Annotated in this window: 11 protein-coding genes; 7 read left to right on the top strand and 4 right to left on the bottom strand. The window is 66.6% G+C overall.

Annotated features, from left to right (window positions below; all coding sequences use genetic code 11):
• Nucleotides 1–2: 2 nt before the first annotated feature.
• The 3 genes from AC4BCK_RS02665 to AC4BCK_RS02655 all read left to right on the top strand — a co-directional run bounded on the left by AC4BCK_RS02665 (nt 3) and on the right by AC4BCK_RS02655 (nt 3,735).
• A complete protein-coding gene (locus tag AC4BCK_RS02665) occupies nt 3–2,063 on the top strand; it encodes a PTS fructose transporter subunit IIABC (protein ID WP_490566555.1) in 2,061 nt (686 codons plus the stop codon).
• Nucleotides 2,064–2,124: 61 nt separating this feature from the next.
• The gene (locus AC4BCK_RS02660; RefSeq protein ID WP_056333115.1) at nt 2,125–2,403 is read left to right on the top strand and encodes an HPr family phosphocarrier protein; all 279 of its coding nucleotides are present in this window, start codon (nt 2,125–2,127) and stop codon (nt 2,401–2,403) included.
• Between the two features lie 171 nt (nt 2,404–2,574).
• Nucleotides 2,575–3,735 carry an IS30 family transposase gene (locus AC4BCK_RS02655; RefSeq protein ID WP_435875213.1) on the top strand — a complete coding sequence of 387 codons (1,161 nt, stop codon included), beginning with the start codon at nt 2,575–2,577 and terminating at the stop codon, nt 3,733–3,735.
• A 54-nt stretch (nt 3,736–3,789) separates the two neighbouring features.
• Here AC4BCK_RS02655 and AC4BCK_RS02650 read toward each other — a convergent pair whose 3' ends face one another.
• On the bottom strand, nt 3,790–4,662 hold the full coding sequence (locus AC4BCK_RS02650) for a class I SAM-dependent methyltransferase (protein WP_174180547.1): 873 nt from the start codon (nt 4,660–4,662) through the stop codon (nt 3,790–3,792).
• 237 nt (nt 4,663–4,899) lie between these two features.
• Between AC4BCK_RS02650 and AC4BCK_RS02645 the strand changes: the two genes are divergently transcribed.
• Nucleotides 4,900–6,117 (top strand): integrase catalytic domain-containing protein, encoded by a 1,218-nt coding sequence (locus AC4BCK_RS02645; RefSeq protein ID WP_306971031.1) that lies wholly within the window; start codon nt 4,900–4,902, stop codon nt 6,115–6,117.
• 139 nt (nt 6,118–6,256) lie between these two features.
• On the opposite strand, the gene ku is transcribed toward AC4BCK_RS02645, so the two are convergent.
• The gene (gene ku, locus AC4BCK_RS02640) at nt 6,257–7,384 is read right to left on the bottom strand and encodes a non-homologous end joining protein Ku (protein ID WP_174180549.1); all 1,128 of its coding nucleotides are present in this window, start codon (nt 7,382–7,384) and stop codon (nt 6,257–6,259) included.
• 40 nt (nt 7,385–7,424) lie between these two features.
• On the opposite strand from ku, the gene AC4BCK_RS02635 reads away from it, so the two are divergent.
• Nucleotides 7,425–9,875: an ATP-dependent DNA ligase gene (locus AC4BCK_RS02635; RefSeq protein ID WP_400576922.1), complete on the top strand. Its 2,451-nt coding sequence runs from the start codon at nt 7,425–7,427 to the stop codon at nt 9,873–9,875.
• Between the two features lie 117 nt (nt 9,876–9,992).
• Here AC4BCK_RS02635 and AC4BCK_RS02630 read toward each other — a convergent pair whose 3' ends face one another.
• Nucleotides 9,993–10,253, bottom strand: a complete 261-nt coding sequence (locus tag AC4BCK_RS02630) for a hypothetical protein (RefSeq protein WP_174180553.1) — start codon at nt 10,251–10,253, stop codon at nt 9,993–9,995.
• Nucleotides 10,254–10,777: 524 nt separating this feature from the next.
• On the opposite strand from AC4BCK_RS02630, the gene AC4BCK_RS02625 reads away from it, so the two are divergent.
• The gene (locus AC4BCK_RS02625) at nt 10,778–12,394 is read left to right on the top strand and encodes an MFS transporter (RefSeq protein ID WP_490566554.1); all 1,617 of its coding nucleotides are present in this window, start codon (nt 10,778–10,780) and stop codon (nt 12,392–12,394) included.
• Between the two features lie 233 nt (nt 12,395–12,627).
• On the top strand, nt 12,628–13,737 hold the full coding sequence (locus tag AC4BCK_RS02620) for an FUSC family protein (protein WP_364409731.1): 1,110 nt from the start codon (nt 12,628–12,630) through the stop codon (nt 13,735–13,737).
• Here the strand turns inward: AC4BCK_RS02620 and AC4BCK_RS02615 are convergent.
• On the bottom strand, nt 13,687–14,490 hold the full coding sequence (locus AC4BCK_RS02615; RefSeq protein ID WP_377084732.1) for an SDR family NAD(P)-dependent oxidoreductase: 804 nt from the start codon (nt 14,488–14,490) through the stop codon (nt 13,687–13,689). The two genes, AC4BCK_RS02620 and AC4BCK_RS02615, sit on opposite strands and share 51 nt — an antisense overlap.
• Nucleotides 14,491–14,499 lie beyond the last annotated feature (9 nt).

Genomic DNA, 14,499 nt, shown 5'->3' with positions numbered 1-14,499 from the left:
CAGTGACCCAGCTCATCACCACGGAACTGGTCGAGCTCGACCAGAACCTGGGCAACACGCCCGAGGCGGTGATCCGGCACCTGGCAAGCAAGGTCGCTGCCGCCGGACGCGCAACAGAAGTTGAAGGCCTCTTCGCCGACGCCTTCGCCCGCGAACAGAAAACCGCCACCGGCATCCCCGGCGGCATCGCCATCCCGCACTGCCGCTCGGCAGCCGTCACGGAACCCACCCTGGCCATGGCCCGCCTGAACCCCAAGGTGGACTTCGGTGCGAAGGACGGCCCGGCGGACCTGATTTTCTTCATCGCGGCCCCTGACGGAGCAGACCAGGCCCACCTGAAGCTCCTCTCCAAGCTCGCCCGGTCCCTGATCAAGAAGGACTTCACCGCAGCCCTGCGCAACGCCTCCTCCCGCGAGGAGATCGTGGAACTGGTGGACGGCGCACTGGCTGACAAGGCGGCCGCACACGCAGCGGCAGTTCCTGCAGACGCTGCTGCCGTCGGTACCGCCAGTGGCGCTGCCGGGGCTTCCGCGGTGGCAGGCGCCGGCGCTCCGGCAGCCTCCTCCGGCCCCAAGCGCCTGGTGGCTGTCACGGCCTGCCCCACGGGCATCGCCCACACCTACATGGCCGCCGACTCGCTCGTCGCCGCGGCCCAGGAGGCCGGCGTCGACCTGCAGGTGGAAACCCAGGGTTCCTCCGGCGCCAAGCCGCTGGACCCCGCCGTGATCGCCGCTGCCGACGCCGTGATCTTCGCGGTGGACGTGGACGTGCGCGGCAAAGAACGCTTCGCCGGCAAGCCCGTCATCAACGCGCCCGTCAAGCGCGGCATCGACGAACCCGCCAAGATGGTACAGGAAGCGCTCGCCGCAGCCTCGGACCCCAACGCCCGCCGCGTCCCGCACTACGGAGCTGAGGAACAGGCAGAGCAGGCTGCCGCCGAAAAGGGCGAGCACATCGGCCAGAAGCTCAAGAGGGCCCTGCTCACCGGCGTGAGCTACATGATCCCGTTCGTCGCCGGCGGCGGCCTGCTGATCGCCCTGGGCTTCCTGCTCGGTGGCTACGACATCACGGACGTCGCGGACACCGTGGTGGTGGAGAACAACTTCGGCAACCTGCCCGAAGGCGGACTCGCCATCTACCTCGGTGCCGTGCTGTTCAAGATCGGCGCCCTGTCCATGGGCTTCCTGGTCCCGGCGCTGGCCGGCTATATCGCCTACGCCATTGCCGACAGGCCAGGTATTGCGCCAGGCTTCGTTGCAGGTGCTGTCTCCGGCTTCATGGGTGCAGGCTTCCTGGGCGGCATCGTGGGCGGCCTGCTGGCCGGCTACATGGCCCACCTGATCGGAACCTGGTCCGTCCCCCGCTGGCTGCGCGGCCTGATGCCGGTTGTCATCATCCCGCTGCTCGCATCCATCTTCGCCTCCGGCCTGATGTTCCTGGTCCTCGGCGGACCCATCGCCGGCCTCACCGCAGCACTGAACAGCTGGCTGTCCGGCATGACCGGCGCCTCCGCAGTGGTCCTGGGGATCATCCTGGGCCTCATGATGTGCTTCGACCTCGGCGGTCCCGTGAACAAGGTGGCCTACGCTTTCGCCGTCGCCGGCCTGAGCGCCGGCGCGGCCGACAACCAGGCTCCGTGGCAGATCATGGCAACGGTCATGGCAGCGGGCATGGTTCCGCCGCTGGCGATGGCCCTGGCCACCGTCCTGGACAAGAAGCTCTTCAGCCTGGCTGAGCGCGAAAACGGCAAGGCTGCCTGGCTGCTGGGGGCATCCTTCATCTCCGAAGGTGCCATCCCGTTCGCTGCCGCCGATCCGCTGCGCGTTATTCCTGCCAGCATGCTGGGCGGCGCCCTCACCGGCGCGCTGACCATGGCCTTCGGCGTAACGTCGCAGGCACCCCACGGCGGCATCTTCGTATTCTTCGCCATTGGCAACGTGCTGATGTTCGTCCTCTCGATCATTGCCGGTACCATCGTCACTGCCCTGGCCGTGGTGGCACTGAAGCGCTGGGCAGCCCCCAAGACCGCTGATACCGTGGAATCCGTTCCCGCAACGGTCTGACCCTAACCACCAAGCTATCCGGCACTGGACCTACAGCACGCCGCAAGACAAAGGAGCAACAATGCCAGAACGCACCGCAACCGTCGCCAGCCGAGTAGGCCTGCACGCCCGCCCCGCCGCCATCTTTGCCGAGGCCGCGGGAGAATACGACCTGGACATCACCATCGCCCGTGAAGGCGAGCCGGCGGACGAGGCCATGGATGCTGCCAGCATCCTGTCCCTCATGAGCCTGGGCGCCTCGCACGGCGACGTTGTAGTCCTCCGCGCAGAGGGCGCCGGCGCGGACGATGCGCTGAACCACCTGGTCCAGATCCTGGAAACGGACCACGACGCCGAGTAGCGCACAAACCCCAGCGGCCGCCGTCGGGCCTTCCCTTCCCGGGAAACGCCCGACGGCGGCCGCCGGCTTTTAAGCCCCTCCTTGCCCATGTAGGTAGCAGCAAGTGTCGTTATGGCCGCTTGGCTTCATGCGGTGATCGCAACACCTGACTATTGAGGGGTGTTGATTTCCATGGCGGTGTTTTCGAATCGATTAGTGGCTGAGGTTGTTCAGAAGTTTTGGCAGCAGGTGGCCGACGGCGGTCGGTACGTTGATGCCGGTGCTGCGGTCGGGTGGTCGGTCACCACTGTCCGGAACGAGCTCCGTTCCGCAGGTGGGGTCCGGCCACGCCGTGGCCGTGCCCTGACCGGACGGTCTCTGACGTTTCGTGAGCGTGAGGAGATAGCCGTCATGCGCGCTCAGAGACTGACTGTCCGGGAGATGGCCCGCCGGCTGGGCCGGGCGCCCTCGACAGTGTCGCGGGAGCTGCGCCGTAACGCGGACCGGCCCTCCTCCTACCGGGCCACCACCGCCCATGCCCGGGCCCATGAACGCGCCGCTCGACCGAAGGTAGCTAAGCTCGTGACTAACGCGAAGCTGCGCGGCGAGGTCCAGGACGGGCTCAAGGCACGGTCATCCCCGCAGCAGATCGCAGGTAGGCTCCGCAAGGATCATCCGAATAACCCGGAGATGTGGGTGTCGCACGAAACGATCTACCAGTCCCTCTACGTGGAGTCCCGCGGCGCGCTCAAGCGCGAGCTGGCCAAGAACCTGCGCACCGGCCGGACCCTGCGCAAGCCCCAGCGCAGGCCCAACGAACGCCGCGGCCGGATCCAGGACATGGTCATGATCGCCGACCGTCCCGCCGAGGTCCAGGACCGCGCCGTTCCTGGCCACTGGGAAGGGGACCTCATCCTGGGCAAGGACGGCAAGAGCAGCATCGCCACCATAGTTGAACGGACCACAGGGTTCCTGATGCTGATCCACATCCAGCAGGGTGTGAACCGGGTTGAAGCCGTGAGGGACGGACTGATCGACAAAATGGGTGCCCTCCCGGACCACCTGCGCCAGTCGCTGACCTGGGACCAGGGCACCGAAATGCGCCGCCACAAGGAAGTGAAGATCGCAGCCGATATTGATATCTACTTCTGCGATCCGCACTCACCCTGGCAGCGCGGCTCGAACGAGAACATGAACGGGCTGCTGCGCCAGTACTTCCCCAAGGCCACCGACCTGAGCGTCTACAGCCAAACCGACCTCGACTACGTCGCCCACGAAGTCAACAACAGACCCCGCCAGCGATTCGATTTCTGCACCCCCAATGAGATGATCAGAACCTTCCTGTTGCGATAACCGCCTGAAACCGCCCGTCCATAACGACACTTGCTGCTACCCAGTTGGGGGGATCTACTTGGCCTTCTTCGCCGTGAACAGCAGGTACTCCCATTCCATCTGGAAGGGAGAGTCGCCGTGGGCATCACCGAAGGAATCAGCCAGCTCCGTCAGTGCCTGGTCCAGGGCTTTGACCTTGTCCCCGTCCTCCCCGATGTATTTGTAGACGGAGATAGTGGGGCCGTAGTGGGACTTGAAGTAGCGGACAAAGTCGCCGGGCTGGTGGAAGCTCCGCACGGCCAGGGTCTGCTTGCGCGCCGCGGTGTCCGTGATCCTGTCCCCCAGCAGTTCCCGGACGTGGTCCTCGGTGCCCCACAGCGGCGCCGGCTGGGCGCCGGGCGGAGGCGGCGGGGCGAAGGGCTTCATGGTGGCGAACATCCTGCCGATGAATCCTTCCGGGGTCCAGTGCAGCAGTCCAATGGTGCCGCCCGGTTTGCACACCCTCAGGAGTTCGTCAGCGGCCTGCTGGTGGTGGGGAGCAAACATGACGCCCAGGCAGGACATGACGACGTCGAACTCGGCGTCAGCGAAGGGCAGGGCCTCCGCGTCGGCCTCCTGCCAGTCCAGGCTGACTCCGCGGTTGGCAGCCTCGCGGCGGCCGGCCTCGAAAAGCTCAGGGGTGAGGTCGCTGGCCACCACCTTGGCACCCATCATTGCCGCGGGAATGGCCGCGTTGCCCGATCCCGCGGCGACGTCCAGCACGTTGTGGCGGGACGTGATGCCGCAGGCTTCCACCAGGATGGCGCCCAGTTCCAGGAGCATCTCGTCTGCGAGGGCCGGGTAATCGCCGGAGGCCCACATGGCCCGGTGCTTCTGCTTGAGCTCCCGGTCCGCCTTCGCTGCGTCCGTCTGGCCGTTCGCCTTGGCTGTGTCCGTCTGGTCGTTCATTTCCGCGCCCCTCTCAGGTGGCAGGTCAGAGTGAGTGACAGCACGCTGTGAGGCCACAGCGGAGGCTGTGATGCGACTCATTGTGGACGCACCGGACGCCGCTGTAAAGGACCCGCGTTGACTCATCAAAGATGCCCGCGTGGCGGTATTCGAAGAATCATTTGAGAATGCCCGCGTAGCGGCGTGTCCGCCGGGGTGGTGTCCGCCGCGTCGGCACTGTGAGCCATGGAGCTTTCGATGAGTGAACGCAGGGCTGTCACGAAGGTCATCGCCACCCGCTACGCCCGGGCGGACCGGGCCGGGAAGAAGCAGATTCTGGATGAGCTGTGCGCGACGACTGGATGGCACCGCGACCACGCCCGCAAGGCCCTGCGGCAGGCGCTGGTACTGAAACCCGTGCGTGCCAGGACGCCCCGGCCGCCGCTTTACGGGGAGCCGGTGATCGAGGCGCTGCGGTTCTGCTGGGCGGTGCAGGGAACGCCGTGCGGGCGGCTCCTCGCGGCAGCGTTGCCGGATCTGGTGCCGCGCCTGCGGCGGTTCAAGGAGCTGAACATTGATGCCGGCACGGCCGCGCAACTGCTGACGATCTCCCCGGCGACCATTGACCGCCGGCTCAAGGCCGACCGGGCGAAACTGGAGCCCCGCGGCCGGTCCCACACCAAGCCCGGAACACTGCTGAAAGACTCGATTCCGATCCGGACCTGGGCCGAGTGGAACGACGCGGTGCCGGGTTTCGTCGAGATCGATCTGGTCGGCCACGAGGGCGGCAACAACCAAGGGGAATTCTGTTTCACCCTTGATATCACTGACATCGCGACCGGCTGGACGGAAACCCGCTCAGTGAGGAACAAGGCCCAGAGGTGGGTGTTCGCCGCCATCAAAGACGCCACCGCCGCGTTCCCGTTTCCGGTTCTGGGCATCGACTCGGACAACGGCTCGGAGTTCATCAACTGGGAGCTCTTTCGCTGGTGCGAACAGGAGAAACTCACGTTCACCAGGTCCCGCTCCGGGAACAAGAATGACGGCGCCCATGTCGAGCAGAAGAACTGGCACATCGTCCGCCAGACGGTCGGTTACCACCGCTACGACACACCCGGCGAGCTGGAGCTGCTGAACCGGATCTGGGCGCTTCAGCGGCTGCTGACCAACCACTTCGGACCCCAGCAAAAACTTGTAGCAAAGGTCCGGACCGGCGCCCGGGTCACCAAGACCTACGACGCGCCCGCGACCCCGTACCAGCGCGTGCTGGCCGACACCGGCACCGTCAGCAAGACCGTCAAAGCCCGCCTAAAACGCGAAAACAAGTCTCTGAACCCGGCCGCCATCCAGCGCCAAATCCAGGCCCTCTGCGCAGAACTGCTGGCCCTGACGACCGCGAAACAAGGCGCCAAAAAGCAGCCCGCTATCCGGGCAAAATCAAATGATTCCACGAATCAACCCAGGCGGGCATCTTGACATAATTCCTCGGGGGACCCGGAACAAACAGGTCCCCGCTACTTAAACAGGTGCCCGCTACCGGAAAGCAAGCAGGCCCAGTAGTAGTTTCTTAGGCATGGCATCGAACCACGGAGCAGGCTCCGCAGTCCGCGGACCATCACGCCGGCTTGCGCGCCCGCGTGCCGGTAGCCTTGCCGGCGGCGGATTTGGCAGCAGGTTTCGCGGCGGTGGACTTGGCAGCCGCGGACCTGGAGCCCGCGGACTTGCTCGCCGCGCCCTTGGCCTCCGAGGACTTGGCGGCGCCTGCCTTGTCCCCGGCCGATTTCGAGGAACTGGTTTTGCCGGCAGGGGGCTTATCCGCGGACTTGGCTGCGGCGGACTTGGCTGGGGCGGACGTGGACCGCTTGCGCGCCGGTTTCGTTTCTTCCTCCCCCTCCCCGGCGGCGCCGCCGGAATCCCCGCCAGCCTCGTCACCAGCGCTGCCTGCCGCGGAACCGGAACCCCTTTTCCGGTCGAGGCTCCGCTTCAAGGCCTCCATCAGGTCGATGACTTCACCCTTGCTGCCTTCTCCGGCTTCCACCCCAAAGGTTTCCTCCGTGTCCAGCGACTCGCCCTGCTCCAGCTTGGCCTCAATGAGCTGGCGGAGCTGCACCTGGTAGTCGTCCGTGAAGGAAGCGGGATCGAAATCCGCCGCCATGGACTCCACCAGCGCTGCGGACATGTCCCGTTCCTGCGCGCTGATCCGGACATCCGCCTCCAGGGACGGGAAGTTCGCCTCGCGCACCTCGTCCGGCCAGAGGAGGGACTGGAGCACCAGGACATCGTCCTTGATCCGCAGGGCGCCGAGCCGGGTCTTCTCCCGCAGCGCGAACTGGACGATGGCTACCCGGTCCGTGTCCTCCAGCGCCCTGCGAAGCAGCACGTAGGCCTTGGGCGACTTGGAGTCCGGTTCCAGGTAGTAGCTCTTCTCGAACATCATTGGCTCAAGCTGCTCCGACGGAACGAACTGCACCACTTCGATCTCGTGGCTGTTCTCGGCCGGAATCGCCTTGAGCTCCTCTTTGGACAGGACCACGGTCCGGCCGTCCTCTTCAAAGGCCTTCTCGATGTCCGAGTAATCAATGACCTGGCTGCAGACCTCGCACCGGCGCTGGTAGCGGATCCGGCCGCCGTCGGCATTGTGGACCTGGTGCAGACTGATGTCATGATCCTCAGTGGCGCTGTAGACCTTCACGGGCACGTTGACCAGGCCGAACGCGATGGCACCCTTCCAAATGGCTCTCATTCATCAAGTGAACATCACGCAACGCCGCAGGTGAAGCCCCATGCCTGCCGCTAAGGACCGTGTCCGGGTTGCTGGGCGGGAACTGACCCTCACCAACCTGGACAAGGTCATCTATCCGGAGACCGGCACCACCAAGGCGGACGTCCTGGCCTACTACGCCGCCGTGGCCCACGTCCTGATCCCCGCGGCATACAACAGGCCGGCCACCAGGAAACGGTGGGTGAACGGCGTGGGGACAGCGGACAAGCCCGGCGAGGTGTTCTTCCAGAAGAACCTGGAGGACTCGGCCCCGGGGTGGCTCCCGCGGGCCGCCATCACCCACAAGGACCGCACCATCCACTATCCGATGGTCAACGACCCCGCCACGCTCACCTGGTTCGGCCAGATCAACTCGCTGGAAATCCACGTGCCCCAGTGGCAGGTGGACTCCCACGGCAGCCAACTGAACCCCGACAGGCTGGTCCTGGACCTGGATCCCGGGGAAGGCGCAGGGCTGGAGGCCTGCGTGGAAGTGGCCCTCCTGGCCCGCACCATCCTCCAGGACGTGGGCATGGACCCGGTCCCCGTCACCAGCGGCAGCAAGGGCATCCACCTGTACGCCGCCCTGGACCGGTCCCAAACCTCAGAGCAGATCTCCGCCTTCGCCCGCGAGCTCGCGCGGGCCCTTGAAGCCGACCACCCGGACCTGGCCGTCAGCGACATGAAGAAGACCCTGCGCAAGGGCAAGGTGCTGGTGGACTGGAGCCAGAACAACGCGGCCAAAACCACCATCGTCCCCTATTCCCTCCGCGGCCGCCCCACGCCCATGGTGGCTGCGCCCCGGACCTGGGAGGAGATCGGCTCCCCCGGACTCACGCACCTGGACTACAGGGAGGTCATGAGGCGGGTGCAGGACGGCACGGACCCGTTCGCCGTCGTCGTCGATGCCGGCGGCGACCCCCGCCTGGGCAAGTACCGCTCCATGCGCGATCCCGCCAAGACCCCCGAGCCCTTCACGGGTGCGCCCGGCAGCGGCGACACCTTCGTGATCCAGGAACACCATGCCAGCCGCCTGCACTATGACTTCAGGCTGGAGCACGAGGGAGTGCTGGTGTCCTGGGCGCTGCCAAGGGGCGTTCCGGAATCAAGCGGCAAGAACCACCTGGCGGTCCAGACCGAGGACCATCCCCTTGACTACGCCGGCTTTGAAGGGACCATCCCCAAGGGCGAGTACGGTGCCGGCGAGGTCACCATCTGGGACCACGGGACCTATGAGCTGCACAAGTGGATCAACGGCCGGGAAGTCATCGCCACTTTGACCGGTTCGGAGGGAGGTGGCCTGGGCGGAACCAGGAAGTTCGCGCTCATCCACACCGGCCGCGGCCAGGGGAAAGACTCAGAGGGACAGTGGCTCATCCACCTGATGGATCCGGGACGCCACGGCGGCAGGCGGAAACAGGCGGTTCCGGGGCAGGCAGTTCCGGGCCCCTCCGTTCCAGGGCCGGAAAAGGACGACGGCGGGACGCCGACCGGGGCGGCGGGCCCGGCACCCGGTCCCGGGGAGTACCGGCCCATGATGGCCACCTCTGGCGACGTTGCCGCCCTGCAGGGCAGCGACTGGCAGTTCGAACTCAAGTGGGACGGGGTGCGCGCCATCCTGGTGGCCGACGAAAAAGCAATCAGGATCTTCAGCCGCAACGGAAACGACGTCACCCGGAGCTACCCGGAACTGGCCGACAGGCAGTGCTGGCCGGACCAGCCGTTCGTGGCGGATGGCGAGATCATCGCCGTCGGGCCGTCCGGCAGGCCTGACTTCGGCCTGCTCCAGGGACGGATGAAGCTCACCCGGCCCGCCGACGTCGCAAGGGCGCGGACTGCCATCCCCGTCCAGCTGATGCTGTTCGACCTGCTGAACGACGGTGGCACGGACCTCCGGCGGCTGCCGCTGGCCACGCGCCGGCAACGGCTGGAGGAATTCTTCACCCCGTCCGGCTGCCCCGTGGGCCTCTCACCGGTTCTGGAGGAACAGGTGGAACACATCCTGGAGAGCGCCCGGGAACTGGGCCTGGAAGGGGTGATGGCCAAGCGGACGGACAGCCGCTACGTGAGCGGGCAGCGGACCCGCACCTGGACCAAGCTGAAAGTGGAGCAGACGCAGGAGGTGGTGGTGGGCGGCTGGCGCCCCGGCAAAGGCGGTCGGCAGGACACCGTGGGCTCCCTGCTGGTGGGCATCCCGGACGGCAGGAAGCTGCAGTATGCGGGACGGGTGGGCAGCGGGTTCAGCTCCCGGGAACTGGCGGAGCTCCGGCAGACTGTTGAACGCCTGGCAAGGAAAACCTCCCCGTTCCAGGACGTCCCGCGCGAGGATGCCGCGGATGCGCACTGGATCTCCCCCGAACTGGTTGGTGAGGTGACGTACAGCGAGTGGACGGGCACGGGACGGCTCCGGCACCCCGTGTGGCGGGGCTGGCGGCTGGACAAAGAGCCGTCGGAGGTAGTGCGCGAAGACTGAGCCGCAGGCGGGCGAGCTGGCCGCCGATCTTCGGGGAACGACCGGAACAGCACAAAGGGCTGGGAACACCTGTCCGGCGTTCCCAGCCCTTGTGTGCATCCCAGGGGATGGGTTTCCTCAGGAGGAGTGGGGCATCTGCGGCCGGCTGGTGCGGTGGATGGCCGTCACTGCGGCTCCCTGCCCCATGCGGCCGTGGCTTGCATCCCGCTCCTTCGGGTGCCGCCGCTTTCCGTTGCCGTCCGGCCAGGTGCGCTGCCCGGGTCCCGCCATCGGGGCAAGCGGTGCTTCCGCGCCCGGCATGTCAGGGGTGTCCATTGCCTCGGCGAGGTGGCTCGCCACCTCCGGATTGATGTGCTTTTTCATGTTGTCGTCAGCCATTTGTTCTTCCTTTCCGCGGTGAAATGAAGTGCTACCAAGAGTGGCCGCTCAGGGCCGTGTACGACTGAAGGAGAGGCGGGCCGGGCGCGGGCCGCAGGCGTCCGCCTAGATGAAAGAGAGTGTTCCCATGGCACAACCTTAGGGAGGCGCGGCGCGCCTGTGAACCCCCCTTTTCGCCCCGGCGGGAAAGGGCCGACGACGACGTCCCGCCGGTTGCGCGGAACGGCAGGAAACGCCGTGGCCGCCGTCACAATGGGCCCCCGAAAGCGGCGCTAATCGCGGCACTGTGGCGCATACCACTTAAATACTTGGGCAGCGGGTGCGCCTGTGGCGGGCTTCGCCAGTGATGGCAAGGGAATCGGCGGGGAGGGGAACCTCCGCTGAAGCGTACCGAGGACCCCGAAAAGGGCCGATCCTACGGCATCAGAAGGCCGTCCGCCACGGCATTCGCGTAAAATTGAAGGCCTGCCCAGAGCGGGGCAGCTACAAGTCGCAAGCAAATGACCTCCACAGGAGTTGCCCAAATGCCCACAGACCGAAGCGTGAACCACTCTTCCGCAGGCCTTAATCCCGCCTCCGGAACCAACCCAGCTGCACCCCCCGGAGCGACGTCTCCGGCGGCTTCCAGGAATCCCCGGAAACCAAAAATACTCGCACGGCGCCGGCTCAAGGAGTCGGACGTCAACGTGGTTGACCAGCCCATGCTGAAGAAGGCCCTCGGCGGAACCATCGTGGGCAACACCATGGAGTGGTACGACGTCGGCGTGTTCGGCTACCTCATCACCACGATGGGTCCTGTCTTCCTGCCGGAATCCGATCCCACCACCCAGACCCTGTTCCTGCTGGGTACCTTTGCCGCCACATTCATCGCCCGCCCCCTGGGCGGCGTGATCTTCGGCTGGCTGGGTGACAAGATGGGCCGGCAAAAGGTCCTTGCCGCCACACTGATGCTGATGGCCGCAAGCACGTTCGCCATCGGCCTCCTGCCCGGATATGCGCAGATCGGGCTGTGGGCCGCCGGGCTCCTGGTGCTGCTGAAGATCATCCAGGGCTTCTCCACCGGCGGTGAGTATGCCGGCGCCACGACCTTCGTCAGCGAGTACTCCCCCGACAAGCGCCGCGGCTTCTTTGCCAGCTTCCTGGACCTGGGCAGCTACATGGGCTTCGCCATCGGCGCCGCCCTGGTCTCGGTCCTGCAGCTGACGCTCGGCCAGGCAGCCATGGAGGAATGGGGCTGGCGGATTCCCTTCCTGATCGCCGGCCCGCTGGGACTGATCGCCGTCTACTTCCGGAGCAAGATCGAGGAATCCCCGCAGTTCCAGGCCACCCTGGATGCCCAGGAGGACCTTGCCAAGAATGCTGCCGCCTCTGACCAGGCAACGGCCAAGGGCCCGGTGGGAATCGTCAAGGCCTACTGGCGCTCCATCGTTGTTGCCATGGTCCTGGTGGCGGCGGCCAACACGGCCGGCTACGCGCTCACGTCCTACATGCCCACATACCTCACTGAGTCCAAGGGCTACGATCCGGTGCACGGCACCCTGCTGACCATCCCCGTGCTGGTGGTCATGAGCCTCTGCATTCCGCTGACCGGGAAGTTGTCGGACCGGATCGGCCGCAGGCCCGTCCTGTGGATCGGGGCAGTCAGCACGGTGGTTTTGGCCATTCCGGCCTTCATGCTGATCGGCATCGGTGAGATCTGGTCAACCCTGGCCGGCCTGGCGCTGATTGCGTTCCCCGTGACCTTCTACGTTGCCAACCTGGCCTCGGCCCTCCCGGCGCAGTTCCCCACCTCCAGCCGGTATGGGGCCATGGGCATCGCGTACAACTTCTCGGTGGCGATCTTCGGCGGCACCACGCCGTTCATCGTCGCAGCCCTCATCGGCGCCACGGGCAACGACATGATGCCCGCGTACTACCTGATGGCAACCTCGCTGGTGGGCGCCGTGGCCATCTACTTCCTGAAGGAGTCGGCCCAGCGTCCGCTGCCCGGATCCATGCCCAGCGTGGATACCCAGGCTGAGGCCCGCGAACTTGTTGCCACGCAGGACGAGAACCCGCTGCTCAACCTGGACGAACTCCCGTTCGACGAACAGGACATCACCGATTCACGGGATACCGGGAAGGTTGCTGCCGGCGTCTAGCCTGTCCTGCCGCAGCACCGCCTGCGGCGCAACCTTTCCGGGGCACGTCATGCAGCCCCGCTCAGAAGGCCCGTCCCGCGTGTTTCCTTGGGGGAAGCACGCTGGGCGGGCCTTTGGCGTCCCAGTCACAATGACGCCCCATGTCCCCTGGCCCCCGGCGGAAATGACCGGCCGTGCCGCCCGGTGGTAACTTCCTGATGGCCGGTCGGGAAATCAGCAGGAGGTTGGGTGCCATGGAACGCGTCCTCCTTCAGGTGCGCGCGCTCCACCGGCTGGAGCCGGCCAACAACGACCATCTCGCCGCCGCCCGCGTGGCCCTCAGCGTGGCCGTTCCGTCGCTCCTGCTTCTGGCAGCGGGCCGCACCGACCTGATCATTTACGCCGTGTTTGGTGCCCTGACCGGCATGTACGGCCGGTCCGAACCGCACCAGCTGCGGCTCAGGCACCAGTCCCAGGCCGCCGTCGTCCTGCTCACCGGCGTGGCTGTGGGTGTGTTCCTGTCCGTAAACCATCTCCACTCTTGGTGGCTGGTGGGCGTGGAGGCCGCCCTGGCCGGCGTCGGATCGGTCTTTGCTGACCGCGTACGGCTCAAGCCCAACGGACCGTTTTTCGGGATCCTTGCACTGGGCGCCTGCGCCTCGGTACCCACGGTGGTGCCCTGGCAGATGGCCATCCTGATCGCCGCAGGCTCCGCCGCGTTCTCCATGCTGGTGGGGTTCGGCGGCTGGTTCCGCCGGAGGTCCTGGCAGCGCGGCGCCGTCCGGGCTGCTCCCGGCGTGACCCCCGCCGGGCACCGGGAGGTGCTGGTGCACGCCGCCCGCTACATCCTGGCTGTAGGTGCCGCCGGCACGGCAGGCGTCCTGACGGGAGGCGGGCATCCGCACTGGGCCATGGCGGCAGCCGCCGTGCCGCTCGCGGGAGCCGACCTCCCCAGCAGCGTCCGGCGCGGCGTCCACCGCATTGTGGGAACGTTCCTGGGGCTGGCAGTGACCGCCGTCGTGATTCTTCCCGTTCCTTGGTCCCTGGCGGGCCTGTTTCCGGGCGGGCAGGCCGTGGTGCTGGCCCTCCTGGTGGTCCTCTTCCAGTTCACCACCGAGCTCTTCATGACCCGCCACTACGGTCTTGCCATGGTTTCCTTTACGCCCGTGATCCTGCTGATGACACAGCTTGCCCATCCCATCGATCCCGCGGTCCTGATCCTGGAGCGCGGGGCGGAGACCCTGGCAGGGGCCCTGGTGGGGATCGCCGTGGTGGTGGCCGTCCGGCCGGCAGCGACCCGCACGCCGGCTGCCCTACTGGGGCGTGCGGGCGCCCTTCGGCCTCCGCGCAGGCCCCGCCACTAGCCGTGCCGGCGCTATCCGCGCCACGGCCGCCACTACTTTGTACCGCCTGGACGGGATGGAAACTGCTTTGCCCCGCGCGTTGTCCGCCAGGCCGTCACGGACCACCCGCCCGGCATGCAGCCACGCCCACGACGGCGCGACAGACTTGTCCATCCCCATCCGGTCGTGGAACTCCGTGTGGGTGAAGCCGGGGCAGACCGCGGTGACCTTGATACCCTGCCTGGCGTAGGCGAGGTTCGCCCACCGGCTGAAACTCACCAGCCAGGCCTTGGCAGCGGAGTACGTCCCCCGGGGGAGGAAGGCCGCAATGCTGGCCACGTTGATGATCCGGCCGGAACGGCGCTCCAGCATCCCCTTCAAGGCTGCATGGGTCAGCTCCATGGCCGTTTCCCCATGCAGCTTCAGGTGCTTTTTCTCCTCCGAGATGGGGTTGTCCTCGAAGTTGTGCAACAGCCCGATCCCGGCGTTGTTCACCAGGATCTCCACCGGACGCTGCGGATCGGACAGGCGTCCGACGACGGCTGCCACGCCGTCGTCTGACGCGAGGTCTGCTGGGAGTACCTCAGCCGTGACCCCGTAACGCCGCTCCAGCTCCGCCGCGGATTCCTCGAGGCGGGCGCGGTTCCGTGCCACCAGCACCACGTCGTGGCCCTGCGAGGCGAGCTGCCGGGCGAACTCGGCTCCCAGCCCGGCACTGGCTCCGGTGATGAGGGCGGTGGTCCTGGCGGCTGCATCGGAAGTCTTTGGGGTCATGGGGCAAGC

The organism is Pseudarthrobacter sp. As-47 (assembly GCF_058215595.1).
The sequence above is the reverse complement of the archived record's forward strand: the minus strand, read 5'-3'. Positions and strand labels throughout refer to the sequence as shown.

Coding starts and splice junctions, on each gene's coding strand:
- AC4BCK_RS02650 (WP_174180547.1), bottom strand. CDS start 4,662: ATGAACGACCAGACGGACACAGCCAAGGCGAACGGCCAGACGGACGCA.
- AC4BCK_RS02615 (WP_377084732.1), bottom strand. CDS start 14,490: ATGACCCCAAAGACTTCCGATGCAGCCGCCAGGACCACCGCCCTCATC.
- AC4BCK_RS02645 (WP_306971031.1), top strand. CDS start 4,900: ATGAGTGAACGCAGGGCTGTCACGAAGGTCATCGCCACCCGCTACGCC.
- AC4BCK_RS02630 (WP_174180553.1), bottom strand. CDS start 10,253: ATGGCTGACGACAACATGAAAAAGCACATCAATCCGGAGGTGGCGAGC.
- AC4BCK_RS02635 (WP_400576922.1), top strand. CDS start 7,425: ATGCCTGCCGCTAAGGACCGTGTCCGGGTTGCTGGGCGGGAACTGACC.
- ku (WP_174180549.1), bottom strand. CDS start 7,384: ATGAGAGCCATTTGGAAGGGTGCCATCGCGTTCGGCCTGGTCAACGTG.
- AC4BCK_RS02625 (WP_490566554.1), top strand. CDS start 10,778: ATGCCCACAGACCGAAGCGTGAACCACTCTTCCGCAGGCCTTAATCCC.
- AC4BCK_RS02620 (WP_364409731.1), top strand. CDS start 12,628: ATGGAACGCGTCCTCCTTCAGGTGCGCGCGCTCCACCGGCTGGAGCCG.
- AC4BCK_RS02655 (WP_435875213.1), top strand. CDS start 2,575: ATGGCGGTGTTTTCGAATCGATTAGTGGCTGAGGTTGTTCAGAAGTTT.
- AC4BCK_RS02660 (WP_056333115.1), top strand. CDS start 2,125: ATGCCAGAACGCACCGCAACCGTCGCCAGCCGAGTAGGCCTGCACGCC.